This window comes from Streptomyces sp. NPDC017991 (assembly GCF_044328075.1).
Lineage (GTDB): Bacteria > Actinomycetota > Actinomycetes > Streptomycetales > Streptomycetaceae > Streptomyces.
This window is the reverse complement of record NZ_JBIRGP010000012.1, coordinates 1-23,019: the sequence shown is the minus strand read 5'-3', so window position 1 is coordinate 23,019 and position 23,019 is coordinate 1. Positions and strand designations below refer to the sequence as shown.

The 23,019-nt window shown below is 71.2% G+C and carries 21 protein-coding genes; 10 read left to right on the top strand and 11 right to left on the bottom strand.

Features of this window, described 5'->3' with window-relative positions; all coding sequences use genetic code 11:
• Positions 1-29: 29 nt before the first annotated feature.
• A complete protein-coding gene (locus tag ACH4DZ_RS30920; RefSeq protein ID WP_398290696.1) occupies positions 30-821 on the top strand; it encodes a DUF4097 family beta strand repeat-containing protein in 792 nt (263 codons plus the stop codon).
• A 25-nt stretch (positions 822-846) separates the two neighbouring features.
• On the opposite strand, the gene ACH4DZ_RS30915 is transcribed toward ACH4DZ_RS30920, so the two are convergent.
• The 7 genes from ACH4DZ_RS30915 to ACH4DZ_RS30885 form a co-directional block, all read right to left on the bottom strand.
• The gene (locus ACH4DZ_RS30915; protein ID WP_398290695.1) at positions 847-3,120 is read right to left on the bottom strand and encodes a glycoside hydrolase family 3 N-terminal domain-containing protein; all 2,274 of its coding nucleotides are present in this window, start codon (positions 3,118-3,120) and stop codon (positions 847-849) included.
• The gene (locus tag ACH4DZ_RS30910) at positions 3,117-5,051 is read right to left on the bottom strand and encodes a cellulase family glycosylhydrolase (protein WP_398290694.1); all 1,935 of its coding nucleotides are present in this window, start codon (positions 5,049-5,051) and stop codon (positions 3,117-3,119) included. The genes ACH4DZ_RS30915 and ACH4DZ_RS30910 overlap by 4 nt, the downstream gene beginning before the upstream one ends.
• Positions 5,052-5,123: 72 nt before the next feature.
• Positions 5,124-6,197 (bottom strand): LacI family DNA-binding transcriptional regulator, encoded by a 1,074-nt coding sequence (locus ACH4DZ_RS30905; RefSeq protein ID WP_398290693.1) that lies wholly within the window; start codon positions 6,195-6,197, stop codon positions 5,124-5,126.
• A complete protein-coding gene (locus tag ACH4DZ_RS30900; RefSeq protein WP_398290692.1) occupies positions 6,194-7,021 on the bottom strand; it encodes a carbohydrate ABC transporter permease in 828 nt (275 codons plus the stop codon). The genes ACH4DZ_RS30905 and ACH4DZ_RS30900 overlap by 4 nt, the downstream gene beginning before the upstream one ends.
• A gap of 15 nt (positions 7,022-7,036) precedes the next feature.
• Entirely contained in the window at positions 7,037-7,975 is a 939-nt protein-coding gene (locus ACH4DZ_RS30895; RefSeq protein ID WP_398290691.1) for a carbohydrate ABC transporter permease, read from the bottom strand.
• Between the two features lie 79 nt (positions 7,976-8,054).
• On the bottom strand, positions 8,055-9,347 hold the full coding sequence (locus ACH4DZ_RS30890) for an ABC transporter substrate-binding protein (RefSeq protein ID WP_398290690.1): 1,293 nt from the start codon (positions 9,345-9,347) through the stop codon (positions 8,055-8,057).
• Positions 9,348-9,415: 68 nt separating this feature from the next.
• On the bottom strand, positions 9,416-10,066 hold the full coding sequence (locus tag ACH4DZ_RS30885) for a hypothetical protein (RefSeq protein WP_398290689.1): 651 nt from the start codon (positions 10,064-10,066) through the stop codon (positions 9,416-9,418).
• A 423-nt stretch (positions 10,067-10,489) separates the two neighbouring features.
• Here ACH4DZ_RS30885 and ACH4DZ_RS30880 point away from each other — a divergent pair, with 423 nt between their 5' ends.
• Positions 10,490-11,803, top strand: coding sequence for an NtaA/DmoA family FMN-dependent monooxygenase (locus ACH4DZ_RS30880; RefSeq protein WP_398290688.1), 1,314 nt, complete (start codon positions 10,490-10,492; stop codon positions 11,801-11,803).
• 259 nt (positions 11,804-12,062) lie between these two features.
• Here the strand turns inward: ACH4DZ_RS30880 and ACH4DZ_RS30875 are convergent, their stop codons facing one another.
• From ACH4DZ_RS30875 to ACH4DZ_RS30865, 3 genes are all read right to left on the bottom strand, one after another.
• Positions 12,063-12,593 carry a PepSY domain-containing protein gene (locus ACH4DZ_RS30875; RefSeq protein ID WP_398290687.1) on the bottom strand — a complete coding sequence of 177 codons (531 nt, stop codon included), beginning with the start codon at positions 12,591-12,593 and terminating at the stop codon, positions 12,063-12,065.
• 124 nt (positions 12,594-12,717) lie between these two features.
• Positions 12,718-14,022, bottom strand: a complete 1,305-nt coding sequence (locus tag ACH4DZ_RS30870) for a sensor histidine kinase (RefSeq protein ID WP_398290686.1) — start codon at positions 14,020-14,022, stop codon at positions 12,718-12,720.
• Complete coding sequence (locus tag ACH4DZ_RS30865) at positions 14,019-14,711, bottom strand: response regulator transcription factor (protein WP_398290685.1); 693 nt, start codon at positions 14,709-14,711, stop codon at positions 14,019-14,021. The genes ACH4DZ_RS30870 and ACH4DZ_RS30865 overlap by 4 nt, the downstream gene beginning before the upstream one ends.
• A 102-nt stretch (positions 14,712-14,813) precedes the next feature.
• Between ACH4DZ_RS30865 and ACH4DZ_RS30860 the strand changes: the two genes are divergently transcribed.
• The 4 genes from ACH4DZ_RS30860 to ACH4DZ_RS30845 all read left to right on the top strand — a co-directional run bounded on the left by ACH4DZ_RS30860 (position 14,814) and on the right by ACH4DZ_RS30845 (position 18,011).
• Positions 14,814-15,374 (top strand): hypothetical protein, encoded by a 561-nt coding sequence (locus tag ACH4DZ_RS30860; RefSeq protein WP_398290684.1) that lies wholly within the window; start codon positions 14,814-14,816, stop codon positions 15,372-15,374.
• 215 nt (positions 15,375-15,589) lie between these two features.
• A complete protein-coding gene (locus tag ACH4DZ_RS30855) occupies positions 15,590-16,135 on the top strand; it encodes a hypothetical protein (RefSeq protein WP_398290683.1) in 546 nt (181 codons plus the stop codon).
• A 2-nt stretch (positions 16,136-16,137) separates the two neighbouring features.
• Positions 16,138-17,349 carry a sensor histidine kinase gene (locus ACH4DZ_RS30850; protein ID WP_398290682.1) on the top strand — a complete coding sequence of 404 codons (1,212 nt, stop codon included), beginning with the start codon at positions 16,138-16,140 and terminating at the stop codon, positions 17,347-17,349.
• Positions 17,346-18,011: a response regulator gene (locus ACH4DZ_RS30845; RefSeq protein ID WP_398290681.1), complete on the top strand. Its 666-nt coding sequence runs from the start codon at positions 17,346-17,348 to the stop codon at positions 18,009-18,011. The genes ACH4DZ_RS30850 and ACH4DZ_RS30845 overlap by 4 nt, the downstream gene beginning before the upstream one ends.
• A gap of 215 nt (positions 18,012-18,226) precedes the next feature.
• Here the strand turns inward: ACH4DZ_RS30845 and ACH4DZ_RS30840 are convergent, their stop codons facing one another.
• A complete protein-coding gene (locus ACH4DZ_RS30840) occupies positions 18,227-18,625 on the bottom strand; it encodes an STAS domain-containing protein (protein ID WP_398290680.1) in 399 nt (132 codons plus the stop codon).
• A gap of 359 nt (positions 18,626-18,984) precedes the next feature.
• Here ACH4DZ_RS30840 and ACH4DZ_RS30835 point away from each other — a divergent pair, with 359 nt between their 5' ends.
• The 4 genes from ACH4DZ_RS30835 (at position 18,985) to ACH4DZ_RS30820 (ending at position 22,792) form a co-directional block, all read left to right on the top strand.
• Positions 18,985-19,536, top strand: coding sequence for a SigE family RNA polymerase sigma factor (locus tag ACH4DZ_RS30835; RefSeq protein ID WP_398290679.1), 552 nt, complete (start codon positions 18,985-18,987; stop codon positions 19,534-19,536).
• The gene (locus ACH4DZ_RS30830) at positions 19,533-20,903 is read left to right on the top strand and encodes a PQQ-binding-like beta-propeller repeat protein (RefSeq protein ID WP_398290678.1); all 1,371 of its coding nucleotides are present in this window, start codon (positions 19,533-19,535) and stop codon (positions 20,901-20,903) included. Before ACH4DZ_RS30835 ends, ACH4DZ_RS30830 begins: the two co-directional genes overlap by 4 nt.
• 402 nt (positions 20,904-21,305) lie before the next feature.
• Positions 21,306-21,947: a DUF1707 domain-containing protein gene (locus tag ACH4DZ_RS30825; RefSeq protein ID WP_398290677.1), complete on the top strand. Its 642-nt coding sequence runs from the start codon at positions 21,306-21,308 to the stop codon at positions 21,945-21,947.
• Positions 21,948-21,964: 17 nt separating this feature from the next.
• Complete coding sequence (locus tag ACH4DZ_RS30820) at positions 21,965-22,792, top strand: SDR family oxidoreductase (protein WP_398290676.1); 828 nt, start codon at positions 21,965-21,967, stop codon at positions 22,790-22,792.
• Positions 22,793-23,019 lie beyond the last annotated feature (227 nt).

Genomic DNA, 23,019 nt, shown 5'->3' with positions numbered 1-23,019 from the left:
ATGCGCGGGCAGGGGGAAACCGACCGGGCATGGACGCAACGACAACGACGCGCGCACGGAGCCTGGTCGCCCTGATGGCGGTCGTCCCCCTCGTCGCGGCGTGCGGCGGAGGCCACGGCGGAAACGACGACGAAGGCGCGTGGGGAGCCGCGGCACAACCTGCCGTGGCCCGGGGCGCCGACCTGGTGATCACCACCGACAACGGGGTGCGGCTGCGCCCCGCCGACGGCGACCGGATCGGCGTCGGAGGCCACGTCCGGCACGAGTGGTCCCACCGGGACGACACCTGGGTGCTCGACCTGTCGTGCCCGAAGCAGGACACCGACGGTCAGGAGGCCGGCCAGGAATCCGGCCGGGAGTGCGCCCGGATGCCCGAGGTCGACGTCCCGGAGGGCACGTCCGTCACCGTCTCCGCCCGCAACGCCGGTATCGACGTGGCCGGTGTCCTCGCCGCACTGGACCTCACGACCGTCAACGGCGATGTCACGGTGACCAGGTCCGGTAAGAAGGACGCCGCCGTCCGGCTGGAGACCCGCAACGGATCCGTTCGCGCGGGCACCCTGCGCGCCGACGACGTGCACGCCGAAACGGTGAACGGCGATGTGACGCTCGACTGCGCCACCTCGCCGGACGGCGTCGGCGCCCTCACCACCAACGGCTCGGTCCGGGTCATGCTGCCGCACGACGCCCCCGCCTACCGCGTCGCGGCGACCACCGACAACGGCCGCCCCTCGGTCACCGTCCCCACCGGCGACGAGGACGAGGACCGCAGTATGACGCTCACCACCGTCAACGGCGATGTCACGGCCGGCGTGGAATAGTGCACGCGCCGCGGGTGCGGTCGGCTCAGGGCTCAACCGTGAGGGGCGTCCCACTGGTCCTGTCGGACGACGGGCCGGTCTCCAGCAGGAGTTCGCCCGCCTCCACACCCACGGTGAGGTTGCGCGTCACCGAACCGAGCGTGTCCGCGTCGATGTCGAACACGGCTTCCGTGCTCTGTCCCGGGGCGAGCCGAACCCGTGCGAACCCGCGAAGCTCTCTCGTCCTGGGCCACGAGGAGCCGCCCGACATCCGCCGCACATACAACTGCACGGTCTCGCACACCGGCCGGTCGCCCGTGTTCGTGACGGCGACCGTACAGGTCAGCTCGGGCGCGTCCGACGGCACGGACGCATGCGACAGTCTCGGCACCCCGTAGGACACCGTCGTGTACGACAGTCCGTGGCCGAACGGGTGGCGGGCGGACGCCGGTTGGTCGACGTATCCCCGGTAACGGTGGTCCTTGCCGTTGTAGAAGACGGGCAACTGGGCCGCCGAGCGCGGTACCGACACGGGGAGCCGTCCCTCGGGTTCCGCCCGGCCGAAGAGGACGTCGGCGACGGCCCGGCCGCCCCACGGTCCCGGGTACCACGCGCTCAGTACGGCGCCCGCGGTACGGGAGAGGTCCGGCAGCGCGTGCGGGCGCCCCTGGACCAGGACCACGACGACAGGTGTGCCCGTAGCGGCCACGGCGTCGATGAGCCGCAACTGACCGGTGGACAGTGAGAGTTCGGCCAGATCGACGCCCTCGCCGCAGGTCATGTCACTCGGCGCGGCCGAACCGACCCGCGCGGCCCCGTTGCTGTCGAAGGCCGTCCCGCCGTCACGGGCACTGGAACCGCCCAGCACCAGCACGGCCACATCGGCCGCGGCGGCCAGGGCGACCGCCTCGGGGAACGCGGACAGATCGGCACCGGTCAGTGCGCACCCGGCGGCATGGGTGATCTCAACACCGTCGGGGGCGGCCTCGCGGATGCCTCGCAGCACGGTGACGCCGGTCCCGGGGCGCTGGGGCGCGGTGTAGTCCCCGATCTGGTGCGGTACGGAGTCGGCGTTGGGCCCCAGTACGGCGATCCGCCGGGCGGCCGGGCCCAACGGCAGGGTGTCTCCGTCGTGTTCGAGCAGGACGACGGAGGCACGGGCGATCCGCTCGCTCAACTCCCGCACGGGGTGGGGCGTTTCATGAGTGGGCCGCCCTGACGTGTACGGCTGCTCGAAGAGGCCGAGCCGGAACTTGAGCGTGAGGACCCGGGCGACGGCGGTGTCGAGTGCGGCCTCGGGAACGAGTCCACGGGTGACGGCCTCGGCCAGCCGCGGGAAGCCGGCGTCCCACAGGCTCAGATCGCAGCCCGCCGACAGGGCCATGGCCCCCGCGGCCACCGGGTCGCCGGTGAGGCGGACCAGACGGTCGATGGCGCCGCCGTCCGCCATGACGATCCCGTCGTAGCCCCACCGCTCCCGCAGCAGCCCGGTCAGCAGAGGCCGGTTGGCGACACAGGGCAGCCCGTCGAGTTCGTTGTACGCCGCCATCACCCCGGCGGCGCCGGCCCGGACGCCCGCGCGCGCTGCCGCGAGGTGGATCTCGTGGAGTTCCCTCGGTCCCAGTTCGGTGGCCGCGCTGTTGCGTCCGCCGACCGTGGCACCCTGCCCGGCGAAATGCTTGAGGACGACCGCGGTGTCCACCCTGTGCATTCCGCGTACGAGCGCTTCCGTGAACCGGGCCGCCAGGAACGGGTCTTCGCCGAAGCACTCCTCGGCGCGGCCCCAGCGCGGGTCGCGCACCAGGTCGAGGGCCGACACGAGCGCCACATGGCCCCCGCGGGACCGCAGTTCGGCGCCCGCGGCCTCGGCGGCGGCCTCGTACAGGGCGGGGTCCCAGGTGGCGCCCACGCCGAGGTTCACCGGCAGGAGGGTGCCGTCGAGGGCCTGGTGGCCGTGCGGTACCTCCTCCACGAACAGCACCGGGACACCCAGGCGGGTGTTCTCCACGACGTGCCGCTGCACGTCGTCCGAGACACGGGCGCCGTCGGCCGCCGTGATGCCGTCCGCGAACCCGACCCCGGACCAGGGATCCGCGCGCTGCAGCCCGTAGAGCGCGCCCATGCCGTCATGGGCGGCGACCTCGCTCCGGAAGGCGTCGGTGAGCCGGTACGCACCGGACGACGTCCGCTCGTAGGCGTCCCAGCCGTAGAGGCGCTGGTTGACCTGGCCCACCTTCTCCTGGAGCGTCATGCGGCCGAGCAGGTCCCGCACCCTGGCCTCGACCGGCGCGTCCGGGTCCCGGTGGAGCGGGCCGGTCATGTCAGCTCCAGGACGGCGATCCCGTACGGGGCGAGCGGCACGTCCGTCACCTGCTCGCCGGACGCCACGTCGTGCAGGGTGCCGACCGCCTCCGGGCGTACGGTCAGCTCCTCGGCGGACTGGCTGACCAGCCACACGAAGCGCCGTCCGTCCTCGTGCACGAGCAGGTCGGCGCCCACGTACGGGCTGTCGACGGTGACCGGGCGGTCGGCGCCCGCGAGGTCGGCGAGCGCCGCGTACAGACGGTGCGTCTGCTCGGGATTGACGTGGGCGGTGCGGGCGGCCATGTGTTCCAGCGGGTAGGTCGCCAGGACCGTGCGTCCCTGTCCGGTCTCGCGCACGAGCAGGGCGGGGCGGCCGTGCCCGTCCACGGCGACCACCCTTGCGTCGCGCGGGACCACCGGCAGATAGGCCCGGCTGTCCTCGTTGCCCGCCACCGGGAAGGTGAGGGTCTCGCCCGCCGTGAGCGGTCCGAAGTCCTCGGTGAAGGTCATCTCCAGTACATCGTCGGTGATGGGCTCGGCGACCCCGTACGACAGTTGCAGCTCGACCCCGAACAGGCCGTCGAGGTCGTCGAACCACGGCCCGCGCGTGCCGGGATGCTCACCGGAGCAGAACGACAGGTAGACCGTCGCCCCCTCCGCCGCCCGCCGGGCCAGTTCGCGCCGGGTGCGGGCGGTCAACTGCCGGGTGGCGGGCAGCAGGTAGAGCTTGGCGTGCCCGGGGAGGTGGTCGGCCTCGCGGACCAGTCCGGCGGGCAGGTCCGCGACGCGTGCGGCGACGTACGCCTGGTGCAGCGAGGTGAAGATCAGCGGTCGGTCGGCGGGCCTGCTGTAGGGGTATCCATGCTCCAGGAACGCGGGCACGACCAGGGCGGCGTCGGTGTCGGCCCGTCGGCAGCGGGCAAAGTCCACGGCTTCCAACACCTGGGCGAACGCAGCCAGTTCGAGCAGCGGAGCCTTCGGCGCTCCCTCGCTGTCCGTGATGCCGAAGTGCATCTCGAAGGGGTGGTGGTCGTACGGCGAGCGGTCCCACAGGTCGTCGTAGTCGGTGTTGTTCCAGGCGATCCAGCCCGTGGCACCGCCGAGCAGGCTGTTGTGCAGGGTCTGCCGGTAGTAGATCCCGGCGTTCTCGGCGGACACGGTGTCGGTGGAGAGGCCGAACTCCTCCAGTACGACGGGCTGTTCCGTCACCGAGGCCAGCTCGCACTCGAAGGCGGCACGGTAGTGCTGGCGGGGCCGGTCGGTGTCCGAGCGGTAGACGTGCGGGCCGACGAAGTCGACGTACTCGGCGGTGTCCCGCAGCGAGAAACCGTTGTCGCGGCCGGTCACCTCGATGCCCCAGGCGCCGTCCCCGAGGGAGACGGGCTGGGTCCCGCCGGCGGCCCGGACGGCGTTGCACATGGCCTGCGCCCAGGCCGTGACGACGTCGGAGGAGGGCGGGTTCTCCTGGTAGACGCGGCCGTAGCCGGGCATCTCGTTGGTGATGAGCCAGCCGGTGACCGCGGGGTGGTCCTTGAAGCGGCGGGTCATCTGCGAGGCGAACCACGCCTGGCGGCCTACCATCCAGACGTCCTCGTACAGGTCCCGTCCGCCGCGCCAGACGGGGTCCCAGTTCTCGCCCGACATGTGGCCGACGATGAAGGTGGGAACCGTGCCCATGCCCGCCTCGGTATGGGCGTCGAGGAAGTCCGCGAAACGCTCGCACAGGGTCTCGTCGACGCGGTGCGGCTCGGGGTGGAAGTCGGGCCAGTAGAAGAAGGAGCGCGTCATGGTCAGACCGTGCTCGCGCAGCACCTCAAGTTCCTCGCGGACCGTCTTGGGGTCGTAGTCGCGCCACATCAGGGGGCCGCCGGTACGGGACCAGAAGTTGGCGCCGAGCCAGGGCAGTACGGCGGAGTCGTGGGTCAGGTGGGCGCTGTGGCGTCGCATGGTCCTTCTCGGATCGATCGGGTGGTGCGGGTGCGGGTGCGTGCACGCGTGCGGTGTCCGACGGGGGCGAGGTCAGGGGGCCGGTCTTCGGGGAGCCGGGCCGGTGGACTCGCGGACGACCAGGCGGGGCCGGTCGTCGAGCCGCTCGGCCTCGACGTCCTCGCCGCAGCGGGCGAGCAGGACCCGCGCGGCAGCCGCGCCGACCCGCTGCACCTGCTGGTCGACGGTGGTCAGCCGCGGGTGCAGCCAACGGCCCAGCGGCAGGTTGTCGTAGCCGACGACCGACAGGTCCTTGGGGACGCGCAGGCCCGCGCGCTGGGCGGCCCCCATGCCGCAGACGGCCATGGAGTCGTTGGCGTAGACGATGGCCGTGGGACGGTCGGCGGTGTCAAGCAGCGCGACGGTCGCGGCGACGGCCGACACCTCCGAGAAGTCGGTGTGCAGCACGGCGACCGGCCGTACCCCCGCCTCGCGCAGGGCCGCGTCGAAGGCGCCGTGCCGCAGCCTGGTGTGCTGCAGCTCCTCGGGACCCGCCACATAGGCGATGCGCCGGTGGCCGAGTTTCAGCAGGTGGGCGACGACTTCTTCGACGCCGGCCCCCTGCTGTCCGAGGCCGACGCTCGGCACGGCCGCCGCGCGGTCGGGGGCGCCGAGCAGTACCGCGGGCAGACCGAGGCGGGCCAGCAGCGCGGGGCGGGGGTCGACGGCACGCGCGTCCGTGAGCACCGCGCCGTCCACCCGGCCCTCGGCGGCGAGCCGCTCGTAGAGGATGTTCTCCTCCTGCGCCCCGGCGACCAGGTGCAGCAGCAACCCGTAACCGCGCGGGGCCAGTTCACCCTCTATCCCGGTGATCAGTTCGCTGAAGTGGGGGTCCGCGCCCAGGACGTCGGTGGGGCGCCGGACGACCAGGGCGAGCGTGCGCGTACGGGCGCTGCGCAGTGCGGCGGCGGGCGCGCTCGGCGACCAGCCCAGCTCCAGCGCGGTGTCCAGGATGCGGCGGCGGGTCGTCGAGGACAGCCGTCCCTTGTCGTTGAAGGCCTGGGAGACGGCCGCGGTCGACACGCCCGCGGCCGCGGCGACGGCCTTGATGGTGGGACGCCGCCCTGTCCTGTCCGGCGTGCCGGGCTCTTCGACGGGCGTGCTCACATCTTCACCGCCCCGCTGACGAGCGCCTGCTGCATGCGCTTCTGCAGCACCGTGTAGACGACCCACACCGGTACGAGGGTGAGGACCGTGCCCGCCGTGAGCACGCCGTAGTCGGTTCCGGTGATCGACTTCAGGGTGGGCAGGGCGACCTGGACCGTGCGCTGCGCGGGATCGGGCCCGATGATCACGAGCGAGTACAGGTACTCGTTCCAGAAGGTGAGGAAGTTCAGCAGCAGGACCGTCGCGATGCCGGGCATGCACATCGGGATGTAGACGTGCCGCAGCACCGCGAACGTGGACGCGCCGTCCATCCGGGCGGCCTCCTCCATCTCCTTGGGGATGGTCCGCATGAACTGCACCAGGATCACCACGGACAACGGCATCGCGGTCGCGGGGAGGAACAGCACCATGAAGGTACGGGTGTGGAACAGACCCGTCGCCGCGGCCAGCAGGAACGTCGGGAAGAGCGCGGCGAAGGTGGGGATGAGGAAGCCGAGCGAGAAGACCTTCTCCATGACCGACGCGAGCCGGCCGGTGGACCGGGCGAGCGCGAACGCCGCGGGCAGGGCGAGCCCCAGGGTCAGCACGAGGGCGAGGACCGTCACGAGCGTCGAGTTGACGACGGCGAGCCCCAGGTCGGCGCTGTCGAAGGCGGTGCGGAAGTTGCCGAACCCGAACGAGGTGGGCAGGGCGAGGGGGTGCGCGAAGATCTCGTCGTTCGTCTTGAAGGCCGAGGCGAGGAAATAGTAGAGCGGCACGATCAGCAGGACCGCGTAGGACCACACCAGGATGTGCGCGGGCAGCCAGCGCTTGCCGAGCTTCATGGTGAGCGGCTCCGATCAGTAGTTCTGGCGGAATGCGCGGCGGATGGTGAGCAGTCCGACGAGCCCGGCGAGGAAGAGGATGACGCCGACGGTCTGGCTGTAGCCCAGGTCGGCCGCGATGAACGCCTTCTGGTAGACGAGGAACGACAGGGTGGTGGACGAGCTGCCCGGCCCGCCCTGGGTGAGCAGCAGGACGTGCTGGGCGGAGCCGAAGAGCGTCCACAGGAACTGCAGCATCGTCACGACGCCGACGTAGTCGCGGATGACGGGGAAGTGGACGAGCCACATCGTGCGCCAGTGCCCGGCGCCGTCGAGCTGCGCGGCCTCGCCGAGTTCGTCGGGCACACTGCCGAGCCGGGCCGCGAACAGTACGGCCGTGAAGCCGATCCCTGCCCATACGTCCAGGGCGATCAGACACGCCAGCGCGGTGGACGGCGAGGCGAGCCAGGCGTCGGTGAGCGAGCCCAGTCCGACGGACTCCAGAGCGCCGTTGGCAAGACCGTCCGGAGACAGGGCGGCGTAGAAGACCATGGCCTTCGCCGGGGTCGAGATGAGCCCCGGGATGAAGAGCAGATAGCGGATCACCCGGTGCCCCGGCGGCTTCTGCGCCACGTAGTAGCCCAGCATGTAGGCGCACACGATCATGATCGGCAGGGCGACGGCGAGCTGGACGGCGGTGTTGCGCACCGCGTCCCAGAAGACCGGGTCGTCCATGACCGTACGCACGTTGCCGAGGCCGGCGAACGACACCGGCTGCAGCATGCCCGGCCAGTGCAGGGCGGCGACCACGAAGATCGCGATCATCGGCCCGACCATGAAGACCAGGTACCAGATCAGGGCCGGCACGGCGAGGACGGTGCCGCCCTGTCGGGGCGGGCGCCGTCCCGCGGTGGCGGACGGCGGGCCGGGGCGACGGACCGTGGTGTCGCCCGGTGTGGGCGTCAACGTCGTCATGCGGTGACTCCGATGGACTGGGGCGTAGGACGCGGGGGGCGCGGGGGACATGGAGGGCACGGGGGAGAGGGCGGGAGGCTCATGCGGAGCGGTACGCGGCTTCGAGAGCGGCGCGGACCTTGGCGGCGCCGGTGCCCCGGGTGAAGGACGTACTGGTCGCGGTGATCAGCGGCTGGGTCGCCGCGGGCGGCACGTACACGTCGGGCAGCAGGATCTGGCTGACGTCGTCCCCCAGCCGCTGGGCCGCCGCGACCAGCGGGAAGTCCGTACTGACCGTGCTGGAGCGCAGCGCCATGTCGCGACCGCTCTCCTTGATGAACCGGGACACGGTGTCGGCCCGGTACATGAACCGCAGGAACTTCTCGACGGCGTCGATCTTCTTCGTACCGTTCGGACTGATCCAGAACCCGATCAGCGTGTACGTCCGCAGGATCGTCGGCAGCTCGTGCGCGGCACCCTCGGCGAGCGGCCAGCCACCCACGTCCGTGTGGCGGGCGACGGCCTCGGGCACCTTCGCGAGCGCCGACGACATCGCCGACTGGATGGCGGCGGACTGCGTGTTGTACTGCGTGGTCATCAGGTCCGAGGTCAGCCCCTGCGCCTTGTCGACGAACACCCCGGCGTCGCGCAGCGCCACGAAGTACTCGATGCCCTCCTTCGCGCCCCTGCTGCCGCTGAAGTCGCCGGTGGAGTAGACGTGCCGGGCCTCGTCCTCGCTGAGGAAGGTCTGGATGATCTGGGCGAGGAGCTTCTGCCCGGTCCAGTCGTTGCCGCCGGTGGTGACGGGTCCGATGCCCTTGGCCCGCAGTTTGCGGGCCGCGGCGATCAGCTGGTCGCCGGTGACCGGGATCTCGTCCACGCCGGCCTTGTCGAGGAGTGAGCGGTTGTAGGCGACGGGCCAGTTCGTGGCGAAGTAGGGAAAGGCCCGCAGCCTGCCCTCGCCGTCGGTCCAGGCGTCCAGGGCCACCGGGAGGACCCGGTCGCGCAGCCCCCAGTCGTCCAGATAGTCCTTCACGTCGACCGTGGCGCCGACATCCGTCCAGGCCAGGGTCTTGTCGTAGAGGTTGACCATCACGACGTCCGGCTCCTTGCGGGCCAGCCGGGAGGTCTCGTAGACCTGGGCCAGGTCGTCACCGTTGACGAGGTTCTTGACCTTGAGCCCCGGGTTCTCCTCGCGGAAGCGGTCCAGGGAGGCCAGATAGGTGGGCGATCCCGGCGCGGTGGTGCCCAGCTGGCTGTGCACGACGAGCGTGTCGGGATCGGAGTCCGCCGCGGCCAGCGCGGAACAGCCGGACAGAGCGGGCAGGGCGGTCGCGGCGGTGAGGCCGGAACCGGCGGCGAGGAAGCCGCGCCGAGTCAGCGGTGAGCGCACAGCGGGGTGTCTCCAACCATGGCGGTTAACGAGTGGTTAATCGATGTACCTGCGGAAGTGCGAGGACTTTAGGAGGGGTTCCGCGTGCGGTCAAGACCCGGAAGGGATCCGCTCCCCTGAATGAGGGGCGAATCCCTTCCGGGCGACCGTGGGGCGAGCGCCCTGAAGGGGCGCGGGGGACTGCGCGCTCGGCCACCTCCGAGGAAAGCGGCCTCGGTGCGCTCCGTCGTGGTCACCAGGCGGTAGTCGCCCCTGGCCGCCGGTACGTCGCCTTCCAGGGAGTAGCCGTCGGAACCCGCGCCCAGGGCGCCGCCCCGGTACAGCTCCGTCCGCTGAGAGGTCGTACCGGTTCCGTAGGTGCTCACATGACCGTGCGTACCGTCACCCCAGCCCGGTACGTACGCCACGACGGTGTCGCCGGTGCGCCGCGCATCGGAGTGGGACAGCCGCTGCATGCCGATTTTCAGCCCGAGGTAGGGCTGGATGTCGTAGCGGAACTCGTCGACCTCCTTCGCCGGATCGTTGCGGAAGTCGACGTCTACGCGGGCGAGTTGGCGCTCGGTCGGCGCGTACGTCGGCTTCTTGGGGATCGTGAAATGCGCCGATGGGGCGGGAGTTGAGCCGCGGGGTCGCGGGGCCGGGGTGTGGGGCGCGGGGTCCGGTTGCGGGGGTGCACTCTTGACAAGGGCGCACCCCCGCAACGTACGTTCATTGCGCAACCACCCAACACGGGAGTCACCCTTGAGGACGTCACACGTCAGGCCGGTCCGCAGCGCGGTGACGCTGCCGGTCTGGACGAAGCGTCGGCACGTGGATCTGTGCCGGACGCATGGCGCGCTCTGTAGCTGACCCCTTGTTCCGGAACTGACTCTCGTTCCGGCTGTCTCTCTGGCAAGCGTGTGCGCATCGCGTGCCTGTGCCTGCGGGCCCGTACCCGTGCTTCCGTGCCTGTGCCTGTGCTTTGCGCGTCACGTGTTGCCGCAGCCCCGCCCGGTCGCGCCTGGTCGCGTCCGATCCGGTGTGTCCGGCATGTTCGGACGGCGTCGACGCGCACCGCCGGAATTCCCCCGCCCCGCCCCAGACGCCACCGCCACCGCCACCGCCATCGGCATCGGCGTCGGAGCGGTGAGAATGGACGATTCGTGAGTGCAGAACGCCCCAGGACGCTGAAGACCGTGACCGGAGCAGGCGGCACGTCCGAGACCTACGACCTGGCGATCGATCCGACCCGATCGACCCTGGACACCGCCGTACGCGTGGCGGGACTCGCCGAGGCCGCGAGGATCGACGCCCTGTTCACCGCCGATCTGCTCAGCTTCGGCGCCCAGGGCCCGATCGGCTCGCAGGAGCCGCTGGTCTTCGTCTCGGCGCTGAGCCAGGTGACATCGCGAATCGGTCTGATCGCCACGGTCTCGACGACGTTCCACCACCCGTACAACCTGGCCCGGCTGTTCGGAACCCTCGATCACGTCAGCAACGGGCGGGCCGCCTGGAACCTCGTCACCTCCTCGATCGGTGAGGAGAACTTCGGCCCCGGCGAACTGCCGGGCCCCGAGGAGCGTTACGCGCGCGCCGCGGAGACCCTGGAGGTGGTCAACGCGCTGTGGGACAGCTGGGAACCCGGTGCGCTGACCGTCGGCGCGGACGGGAAGGCGGTGCTGCACCGCGACCGGGTGCATCCGATCGACCACTCGGGCCCGTTCTTCACCGTGGCCGGTCCGTTGAACATCCCGCCGCTGCCGCAGCGGCGCCCCGTACAGATGCAGGCCGGTCAGTCGGAGGCCGGCCAGGCACTGGGCGCCCGGTACGCCGAGATCGTGTTCACCTCGCTGCCGACCCTGGACATCGCGGCGGACTTCACCCGGAAGATCCGGAGCCACGCCGAGCGCCTCGGGCGGGCCGGCGGACTGCCGCTGATCTTCAGCTCGTTGCATGCCACCTACGGCTCCACTGAGGAGGAAGCGCGACGGCTCGTACGTGAGAAACGGGAGTCGATCGACTTCGAACGAGGCCGCGCCCAGGTCGCCGACATGCTCGGCGGTGGAGTCGACCTGTCGGAGCTCCCGCTCGACTCGAAGCTGCCGGAGAGTCTGCTGCCCGACATCACCTCGGTGAACCGCCGCCGAGGCCGCGTCGACATCTTCACGGGCTACGCGCGCCAGGGCTACACGTTGCGGGAGCTCGTCATCGCGGCCCAGGACACCGGACACTGGGCTGCCGCGGGGACGCCCGAACAGCTCGCCGACGCCGTCGAGGAACGGTTCCGCGCAGGTGTTCTCGACGTGATCTCGCTGAGTGGCCTCGCGGACCCGCAGCAGCACGATTTCGCCGTCAACGGCCTGCTGCACGAGCTGCGCAAACGGAAGATCGTCGCCCCCGACTACACCGGCACCACCCTGCGCGAGAACCTCGGACTCGAACTGCCGGCCCGCGCCTCCGCACCCATCAGGGTCTGAACCGACCCGACGACCGTGCCGTTCATGTCCTGTGCCCGCCCGCCCGCCCGCTTTCCGATGGCGGGCGGGCACAAGGGGCAGCAGTCCCGGCCTCGCTCACCGAGCCCGGCCGACTCGTGCTTGCACGAGTTCGGCCGGGCGACGGAGCGAATTGTCGCCCTTTTGCCCTTCAGCCCTTCCGGTGTTCCGTCAGCCGGCCGGCCGACGGAGCGGGGCGGGCCCCCGCCGGGCGGTCCCGTCTCACGCGCCAGAGGCAGGCTCAGTCGTGGTGGCGGCCGTGACGGCCGCCGTCCTCGGTGTCACCGTGGTCGTCGCCGGACTTGGTCCGTGACCGCGTGATCTCGCCGCTGCCCCGGTCGACGTGTACCTCGTACCGGCTGCCGTTCTTGAGGATCTTCACGCTCCACACCGCGCGGCCGTGCTCCGTTTCGGCCTCGACCTCGGTGATGGTTCCGCCGCCCACATGGGAGAGCGCGATCTGCTCGGCGCGTCGGCTGCCCACCGAAGAACTCGGGTGTGCGGGTGTGGCCGTGGCCGGTCCCGACGTGTCGTCGTCGGCCGTCGGCGCCCCGGACTGCGACTCCGACTGGGACTGGGACTGGGCCTCGGACGGTGACGTGCTCGGTGCGTCGGAGGACGGTCCGGATGAGGCCGTGGCCGTAGCCGTAGCCGAGATCGACGACGCGCTGCTGGAGCGCGACGCGTCGTCGCTTCCGCCCGCGAGTGCGGTGCCGGTGATCGCGGCGACGAGTGCTCCCGAAGTGAGCAGGACGAGTGATGTGCGCTTCATGGCGAACCTCCTGTGCGTGCCTGGTGTCGGAGAGAGGTTCGCGCGGGCCCGGATAGGGCCGCGCTGCGGCAGTGCTAAGAGCGCGCTAAGACGGTCATTGGCGGTCATTGAGACGCAGTGGCGGTCATTGAGATGGGGGAGGGGAGACCGGGGGTGTCGGGGGTCCCAGCTCCAGAGTCACGCGGGCGCCGCCTGCCCGGCCGGTCGTCAGCGCCATGTGGCCACCGCTGGACTGGGCGGCCCGGCGGGCGATGTCCAGGCCCAGGCCGGTGGATCCGCCGAGGCTCGCGCCCCGCTGGGCCAGGTCCGCCGACAGTCCGGGGCCGTCATCGGCCACGGTGAGCACGGCTCCGCCGCCGGAGCGGGCCGACAGGGTGACGGAGAAGGCGGTGCCGTCGGGGGTGTGGGCGAACACGTTCCCCAGCAACGCGTCCACGGCGGCGGCGAGTTCGTCCGAGGGGACGCCGACCGGCAGGGGGCCCTCCACCATGACGTCCAAGGTGACGGCCCGCCCGGTGTCCTCGGCCAGTACGGTCCAGAACGCCACCCGCTCGCGGAGCGCCGAAGCCGCGTCGCACCGCGCGTGTGCGTCCGCCTCCGGGCGGTGCCGGGCCTGGCTGATGAGGCCGGTGACCGCCCGTTCCATGGCGTCCACGCGGGCGGTGATCCGGGCGGCGTCGGTTCCGGTCAGTGATTCGGCCTCCAGCCGCAGGGAGGTGAGGGGTGCTCGGAGCCGATGGGAGAGGTCGGCGACCTGTTCGCGTTCCTCGCGCAGCAGTTCCTGGATCCGTTCGGCGAGATGGTTGAGGGCACCGGCGACCTCGCGCAGTTCCGGTGGCCCGTCGGGGCGGGCGCGTGCCGTGAGGTCGGCCCGCGCGAGCCGGTGGGACACGGCGGACAGATCCGAGATGGGGCTCACCAGGGCGCGGCTGAGGCGGTCGGCCACGAGCAGGCCCAGCAGCAGGAGCGCGACGCCCAGACCGGCGAGCACCAGCCAGGCCTGCGTGACCCCGCGGGTCAGTTCGGCGGCGGGCACGAAGGCACGGATGACAGCGGTGCCGTCCGGGCGGCCGAGCACGGCCACGACGATCTCGCGTCCGTCGGCCCGTTCCACGGTCCGGCTGACGCCGGCCAGGCCCGCGAGCCGCACGGCACTGGTCCGCGCCACCGGGGTACCGAGGACCGACCCGTCGGCGAGGAAGACGGTGAGCGGGCCCCGGGCCCCCGCCGCCATGTGCTCGACGCTCGTCCGCAGGGTCTTCGGGTCCGAGGTGCCCACCAGCGGGACGAGGCTCTGCGCGTCCGCACTGGCGGCGACGGTGGCGCGGTCCTGCGCGACCGTACGCAGCAGCAGTGCCAGGGGCACGACGAACGCGAGGAGCGCCAGGCACATGGTCGCCGCGACGAGCAGGGTCAGACGGCGCCTCATGCCCGGTCCGCGGGCGCGCTCAGTCTGACACCGACACCTCGTACGGTGTGCAGGTAGCGGGGTTCCTGCGCGCTCTCGCCGAGTTTGCGGCGCAGCCAGGACAGGTGTACGTCGACGGTTTTGTCGGCGCTTCCGTACGGCACCCGCCACACCTCGGTGAGCAGTTCCCGCTTGGTGACGACCTGTCCCGCCCGGCCGGCGAGATGGTGGAGGAGGTCGAACTCGCGGGGCGTGAGGTCGAGAACGGTTCCGGCGAGACTCGCCTCGCGCGTGCCCGGGTCGATGCGCAGTTCACCGACGACGGTGGCGGCAGCGGGCTCGCGGGAGTTGGCGCCGCGCCGCAGCACCGCCCTGATCCGTGCCTCCAGTTGGGCGGCGGTGAACGGCTTCACCACGTAGTCGTCGGCGCCGGCGTCGAGCCCTCGCACGATCTCCGCCTCGTCGTCCCGGGCCGTCGCGATGATCACCGGTACCGGACTGACCGCCCGCAGCATGCGCAGCAGTTCGATGCCGTCGAGATCCGGCAGGCCGAGGTCGAGGACCACGAGATCGGGACGCTCGTCCAGCGCGGTCTGCAGCCCGCCCATCGCGGTGTGCGCGGCGGCGACGGCGTGACCGCGCTCGCGCAGGGCGCGGATCAACGGCGTCCGTATCGTCGGGTCGTCTTCGACTATCAGGAGGTGAACCACAGCAGGCACGCTATCCGAGCGGTCGGGCAGGTCCGCGCTGTTAACCATCCCTTAGGTCTCCCCGGTGCTCGCCTTATCGACGGCCGGGGCATAGTCGTACGCATGCCATCCCGCACTTTCCTCGCCCTGGCCGGCTGGACGGCCGCCGCCGTGGCCGCCACGCTCACCGGCCTGGCCGCCGTCGAGATCATCGGGGACGGGATCACCGGTTCCTCCGACGGCACGACGCTCAGTTCCGAGCAGGTCGACCGGCAGCTCGACGCGGCGAAGGCCTCGTCGTCGGGCCCCGGCGAGGGAGCGGGCAGCGCGACACCGAGTACGCCGTCTGCCGCCCGGACATCCAAGCCCGCTTCCCCTTCCTCCTCTACGCCCACTCCCACCGCCACCGGAGACGGAGACGGGGACAGGGACAGGGACAGGGACGGGGTCGGCGCCGGGAAGACACTCTCCACTCCGGGCGGCACGGCCATCGCCGTATGCGAAGGAACGACCGTACGGCTGCTGTCGTGGGCTCCCGCTCAGGGGTACGGAGTGAAGAGCGCCGACCCGGGCCCCGACGACGAACACGCCGAAGTGAGGTTCGAGGGCGCCGCGGGCAAGGTCGAACTCCGCGTGCGCTGCACGGACGGCCGCCCCACCGGATCGTGGAAGCAGGACGACTGACGCGGTTCGGCGCTCCGGGGCGGCGACGGACACGCGGTCACTGTTCGTCGCGGGGGCCTCTCAAAACGAGACGGTGGGGGCGGACGGGTGGCCGGGACGCCCTCGGCAACCGTGCCGGGTGGGCAGCGGGTGGAGGAGACGCGGGCCCGAACTCCACCCGTACTTCCACCCGTGGGTCCAGGCGTGCGAGGCCCGGAAACGACAACCTTGAGGACATGACCACCACCGACTGGATCACCGATGTCGCCCTCGTACTCGTTGTCTTCCGGCAGCTGCGGGAAGGCCGCCTGGATCTCAGGTCCTATCTGATCCCGCTGGGGATCGTGGCCTTCGTGGCCTCCCAGTACCTGCACACCGTCCCCTCCGCGGGCAACGACCTGGTGCTGATCGGAGCGCTGGTCGGCGCCGGCGCGGCGCTCGGTGTCGCAGGTGGCGTCTACACCCGGATCCGCAGCGCCGACGGACACCTCTTCATCAAGGCGGGCGCCATATCGGCGGTCCTGTGGGTGCTCGGCATGGGTGCGCGCATGGGATTCCAGGTCTGGGTCGACCACGGCGGCGCCGACGACGTGGGCCGGTTCAGCGCCGCCCACGACATCACCACCGGCCAGGCCTGGGTCGCCGCGTTCGTGCTGATGGCGCTCACCGAGGTGGTCACCCGCCTGGCGACGATCTTCGTCAGGAGCCGCCTGGCGATACGCGAGCCGCAGCGCCCCGTGGGCACGCGCCCCGCCGCCGCGGCCCTCGACCACACGGTCTGACCGTGGACTATGGTCACGGCGTGTCCGCATCCGTGAGTGCCCCGCACCCCGGGCCGGCCCCGGACCGGGAGCCCGGCCCCCGGGTCGTGCCCCGCCAGGACCCCCGTCTGCAGTGGGCCATCACCCTGACGGTCGTCGTCGCCGCGTTCGTGACCGTCCGTCCGTTGGACACGAGCGGCCATGGTCTGGTGGTGGCCGCACTGCTCGTGGTCAACTCCGTCGCCCTGCTTGCGCGACACCTTCCCGAGGCCAGGATTCCGCCCCGCGTCGCGCTCGTCTGGCTGACCACGGGTGTCGTTGCGGCCGCCGCCCTGATCGGCGTCAGCCGCACCGGCTCCAGCTACCTGTTCGCCTACTTCCTCGTCGGCCACATCGGCTACCGGCTTCCTCTCAAGCAGGCCCTCTCGCTCGCCGCTCTGACCAGCCTCCTCTGCGGCGGTGTCCTGTACTTCCGCCTCGGCCCCGGCCACGAGGCGCTGCCCTGGGCCCTCGGCCTCACCATCGGCGCTCCGGTGGTGGCGGGGATCCTCAGCCGCAGCAGACAGCGCGCCATGGAGGCGATGCTCTCGTCCGCCGAATCCGCCGAGCGGGCCGCCCGCGCCGAGGCCCGGACGGCCGTACTCACCGAACGCGGCCGCATCGCCCGGGACGTCCACGACGTACTGGCGCACTCACTGGCCGGGATCAACATGCAGTTGGAACTGGCGGACGCCCTGATCGACACCGGCGACCTGGAAAAGGTCCGCGAGGCAAACAACAAGGCACACAGCCTGGTCAAGGAGAGCCTGAAGCAGGCCCAGTGGACCGTACACGCGCTGCGGGAGGATTCCCTTCCACTGCTCGACAGCCTCAGCGCGATGGTCGAGTCCTCCGGCCACCGTGATGCCCTCACCGTCACCGGAACCGTCCGCGAACTGCCGGCCCAGGTCACTCAGAACCTGCTGCGCATCGCCCAGGAGGCGCTGACCAACGCCGCCCGGCACGCCCCGGGCGCCGACGCCGGGGTGGAGCTGACGTTCGACGCCGCGTCGACGACGCTGAGAATCCGCAACGGACCCGCGACCGGCGCGGTGACCGCAGGCGTCGGCAGCGGAATGGGGCTGATCGGGATGCGTGAGCGCGTCGCCCTGCTGGGTGGCACCATTACCGCGGGCCCGGTCACCGAGGGCCCTGACCAAGGCGGCTGGCACGTGGAGGCAGTGATCCCGGGATGAGTGAACCGACCGATGAACCGCAACGGCTGAAGGTGGTCGTCGCCGACGATCAGGCCGCCGTCCGTGAGCCCCTTGCCGCCGTGCTCGGCATGTCCGAGGACATCGAGGTCGTCGCCGCCGCGGCGGACGGCGCCGAAGTGCTCGCCGCCGTGGCCGCCGCATCGGTGGACGTCGTCCTGATGGACCTGCGCATGCCCGTGATGGACGGCATCGAGACGACCCGCCGGCTGAACGAGGAGCACCCACAGGTCGCCGTGGTCGTGTTGACCACCTTCGCCGACGACGACTCGATCCTGGCCGCACTCGGCGCCGGTGCCCGCGGCTACCTGACGAAGAACGCGGGGCGCCAGGACATCCTCCGTGCGATCCGCGCAGCCGCCGCGGGACAGTCCGTACTCGACCGCGAGGTCCAGGACCGTCTCCTCGCCACCGCCCGCGCCCGTCCGCCGGCCACGGACCAGGCACTACCGCCGGACCTGACACCACGCGAGCGCGAGGTGCTCACTTTCATCGGCCAGGGCCTGCCGAACCGGGCCATCGCCGAGAAGCTCTTCATCAGCGAGGCCACGGTCAAGACCCACATCAACAACCTGTTCGCCAAAGCCGGTATCCGAGACCGCCCCGACGCCGTCCGCCGGGCCATCGCGGCGGGCCTCGCCTGACCCTCGGCCCCTGAGTCCTCTCACTGTCCTGTCCCGGTCCTCCCCCTCGTCCGGGACCTGCTTCGGTGCGGCGAGTGCGGTGAGCGTGGCTAGTACGGCGGCCGGCCCCGCCACGTCGGCAGTGTCGAGTGGGCAGCCCCCGGCGGCACCCTGCTCTCCACCACCCACGACATCGTCCTACGCGCGCGGCGCGCGCCGTCCGCACAGCGCGGCTCTCACGGGGTGGCCTGCTGATGGGCCCCGACGGCGGGCGTTTCGTCGAGAGTGGCGGAGAGGGGGATGTGGTCCAGGGCGGTGAGCCGCAGCAGCTGCCGGATGCGCGGCTCGTCGCTGACCAGCTGAATACCGCCGTTGCGGGCGCGGGCTCGACCGTTGGCGCGGTCCAGCAGGTGCAGGCCGCTGGAGTCGATGAAGGACACCTGCCGCAGATCGACGATGACGTGCGGGACGGGCTGGGCGGTCGCGGCGTCGAGGTCGAGGCTGATCTTGTCGACGGTGAAGACGTCGATCTCCCCGTGGAGTTCGACCACCGTGGCCCTGCCGAGCGGAAAGCAGCGAGCATGGGCGTCAGGCAGATCTGTACTGGGCAGCGGGCAGGAATCGTGCAGCGGCATGAGGGCCTCACCAAGAGCGTCGTCCGGGCCTCCGTGCACGGCGGCACGGCAATGCGGAGGCCGCGCTGATCTGTTGCTGCAGGCTCACGGGGTCCAGGTCGCCTCAGTCGCACGGTAGGGCGCGATGGGCACGCAGAAACGATATGCCTGTCCACAAGGTCACCCGATCGAATGAATGATGGCCAAGGCGCTTGCGGTGGGCCTGTGCTTCCCCCTTCGCGATGTACGCGCCGCGCGGTACCGCGGTACCGCGCGCTCGCCCTCAGGCGCCCTGACGCCGGAGAAGAAACTCCGAACCGGGAGGCATAGATCGTCAGGGGTCCGCACGTCCTTGTGTGCGTCAGACAACGGGAGGGCCCATGGATCCGCAGGATCACGAGAGATTCCGGGAGTACGTCGAAGGCCGGTGGAGCAGTCTGCTGCGCCTGGCGAACCTGCTCACCGGTGGCGACCGGCACGAGGCCGAGGACCTGGTGCAGATCGCTCTGATGAAGGCGCTGAGCCGCTGGCGGCACATCGAGGACCCGGAGGGCTACGTACGCAAGGTGATGTACCGGCATCAGATCAGCCGGTGGCGCCTGCGCCGCCCGCACCGCGAGCCGACGTTCGCGACGCCACCGGCGGATTTCGGCGTCGCCGACGGCACGTCCGCCGCCGACCTGCGGATCACCGTGGGCCAGGCGCTCGCCCGGCTGACCCCGCGGCAGCGCACGATGCTGGTGCTGCGCTACTTCGAGGACCTGTCAGAGACGGAGGTGGCGGCCACCCTGGGCTGCTCCGTGGGCACGGTGCGCAGCACCACCCACCGGTCACTGGCCCGGCTGCGCCGTCTCGCGCCGGAACTGGACACGCCGGAGCGGGCCGCGACCGGCATCCCCAGCAGCAACCTGCCGAAGGGAGCCCACACATGAACGGCGACCAGCTCGACCGCGTGATCCGGGACGTCCTGCACGAGTGGACCCCGGACAACCCCAGTGCCCCCGCCGGTGTCGCCGACCGCATCGTGCGCCGCCATCGGCGGCGCAACCTCGCGCGGGCCGCCGGAGCGGTCCTCGCCGTCGCCGGCATCACCTTCGGCGCGGTTCTCGCCACCGGCGCGGGCGACGGCGACGGGGCGCAGCCGCCGGCCTCGCGGGTCAGCAGGGAGAGCAGGCTTCTGTGGCAGACCACCTTGCCCGGCAAGTCCTGGGACGCCTGCACCACGGATACGGGTGCCGTCTACTGCCGTGGGGCGGAGTTCGACGGCATCGGCGTGGACGCCCGTACCGGAAAGGTCGAGTGGCGGCAGAAGGCCCAGGACGCCAACGGCAGCCGCTCCCCGGCAGGGTCGCTCCCCGGTGTCCGAGACGGCGTGCTGTACACGTACGCCGATCACAAGCCGGGGGCTTCCCGGGCCGGTACCGATCTCGTCGCCCTCGACATCGACGGGCAACAGGTGCTGTGGAAGCACGAGTTGGCCGACGACAGCCGCAACCGCTCCTCCGCCGTGCTGTTCGACGGCGGAATCCTCGCCAACTCCCCGACCTTCAAGAGCGTCGTCGCGCTCGACGACAGGACGGGCCAAACGCTGTGGACGTACTCGTGGAAGAAGGCCGACTGCGACCGGACCGCCATCGGTGGCGTCCCCTACCTGATGTGCTCACCTGACAGCGACAAGGCTCCGCAGCGCAGCACCGTCGTCCGGCTGGACCCGGAGACCGGCACGCCGAAGACGGTCGCGACCGTGGAGGGCCCGACCGCCTACATCGGCACCGACGGGGACGCCGTACTGCTGGGAGGTATGGCGGATGGACAGAAGTTCTTCGGAGACGCGGGTCCGGCCACCCTCACCCGCGTCGACCTCGACTCCGGCAAGGTGTCGCAACACCGCGTCGACGGCCTGCCGATGGGCCCGGTCGAGGACGGCATCGTCCTGGTGACCGGCAGGAGCGGCAACGTCATCGCGTACTCCGCCGACGACGGCCGGCGGCTGTGGTCCCACGCACCGGGGCTGAAGTTGCGCAAGGAGTCGGGCGATCCGACCATGCGGGAGCTGCCCTCGGCCGCCGTGGTGGATCTCGACAGCCGGGTGGCGTACTACCTCGATCCGTCCGGGCACCTGGTGGGTCTTGACCTGGACAGCGGCGCGGTGCGCTGGCGCGGCGCGGTGGATGTGCCGAAGAGCCCGGTGGAAGGCGGGATCGCCCCCGAGCTGATGCTCTACGACCGAGGGCTCATCGGCCAGGTCGGCGGCGAGTTGTTCCGGATCGAGCCGAAACCGGCCGAGACGGGCTCGTAGCCGGACCGCGAGGAGGCCGTGTGGGACCCGGAGGGGGAACCCGGGTCCCACACGGCCGCGGAGGGGCGGGGCGATGGTTCGGCGCCCCGCCCTCTCGCCGTTCACCCCTCGCCACTCCGGGCGGACCATGGTCCTGTGGGTCCTGTGTCCTGCGGGCTTGCGGGTCCTGCTGTTCCCTTGTTCTCCGCGAGTTCTGTTGGTGCGGCGAACCGGCCGCGGGACGCGGTTGTTGCCGCGACCGGACCTCGGCATGATGGACGGCGCATGACATGAACCGGGGCTGACCATTGCCTCTCCCTGAGGGCGGCCCGGCCGGAATTCATGTCGCGATATAACGCTAGTCTTCTCCTCGCGCCGCTGACCGCGTCGCGCGGAGACGTTCGACCGGACCAGGACGGAAGCATGCCGGAAGAGATTTCGCCCACCGGGGAGCACTCCGGCCCCGGTTCGTCGCCCGAGCTGCGTGCCTCTCACGCGGACCGGGATCGGGTGGTGGACGTGCTGCGGATCGCGGCGGGAGACGGCCTGCTGACCGTGGACGAGTTGGACCAGCGCCTCGAAGTCGCCCTGAACGCACGCACCTTGGGCGAACTGGCCACGCTCACCGCCGACCTGCCGCCCACCGCGGCCACGGTCGGCGGGACCGGGGCGGAGGCCAAGGACATGGTGCGGATCGAACAGGCCTTCAGTGGCGCGGTCGAGCGCGTGGGGCGCTGGGTGGTGCCGCGGAGGCTGGAACTGGCAGTCACCTTCTGTGAGGTGACACTCGACTTCACCGAGGCAGTGATCACGCACGACACCCTGCGGATCGATGTGGCCATGACGGGCAAGACCCTGAGGCTGGTCACGAAGCCGGGCGTCGTGGTCGACCTGGATGGTCTGCAGCTGTTGCACAGCAGGCTCAAGTACCGTCACAGTCCCGCGAATCCTGATACGCCGGTCATTCTGGTAGTGGAGCTGGTCGGTCAGAAGGCCCACGGCCGCGTGGTGGTGCGACCCGCACGCCGGACCTTCGGCCGGTGGCTGCTGCGCAGGCCCTCGTAGGTCTACGGTGTCACCTCGTGACGACCTTGATCATCGGCGGCAGCGGCTTTCTGGGCACCGAGCTGATCCGGCAGGCGGCGGCAGCCGGACGGCCGACGGTCGCGACCTACGCGACCGTACCCGGCAGCGCCGCCCACGCCGCATGGCGCCACCTCGACCTGCGGGACCCTGGGCGGGTGGACGCGGTCGTGGCCGAGGTCGGCGCCCGGTCGGTCGTCAACGCGTCGAGCGGCCGGGCGGACTGGGCGGTCACGGCCCAGGGTCCGGTCCGCCTTGCGATGGCAACGGCGCGGCACGGCTGTCGCCTCGTTCATGTCTCCAGCGACGCGGTCTTCTCCGGATCCCGTGTGCACTACGACGAGTTCAGCCTCCCCGACCCCGTCACCCCGTACGGAGCGGCGAAGGCGGCGGCGGAGACCGGGGTCCTGCTCGTGCACCCGCAGGCCGTCGTGGCCCGTACCTCGCTGATCATCGGCGACGGTCGGTCCGGTCATGAACGCGCTGTGCACGAACTGGCTGCCGGCACCCGCGAGGGCTGCCTGTTCACCGACGACATCCGCTGCCCGGTGCACGTCGCCGACCTGGCCGCAGCCATCCTGGAACTGGCCTCGACGGACGCCCATGGAGTTCACCACCTTGCAGGTGCAGACGCTCTGAGCCGTCATGAACTCGGCACTCTCATCGCCGAGCGCGACGGCGTCGACCCCTCCCGGTTGCCTGCGGGTCTGCGCGCCGACAGTGCGTTTCCCGGCGCCCTCGATGTCCGGCTCGACAGCCGGGCGACCCAGCGGAAACTGCGCACCACCCTACGAGGCGCCCGCCGGTTTCTCGCCGCCCGGGTGTGACCCTCGGCTCCCGGTGGACGCGTGCGGCACCACCCGGGCCGCCTCGGTGGGCACAGCAACCCGGACCTCCGCCGGGTGGTCCACGCGACATGGTTCGGGATCATGTCCTGTTGCTCTCTGGTGGTAGCCGGTTTCGCGGTGTAGCGTCATCCCCAGATGTCGTGGTTCGCAGTACCTGCCCGCGCTCCGGTGCGGGCATTTTGCTGTGCAGTGCAGGACCAGGGCGA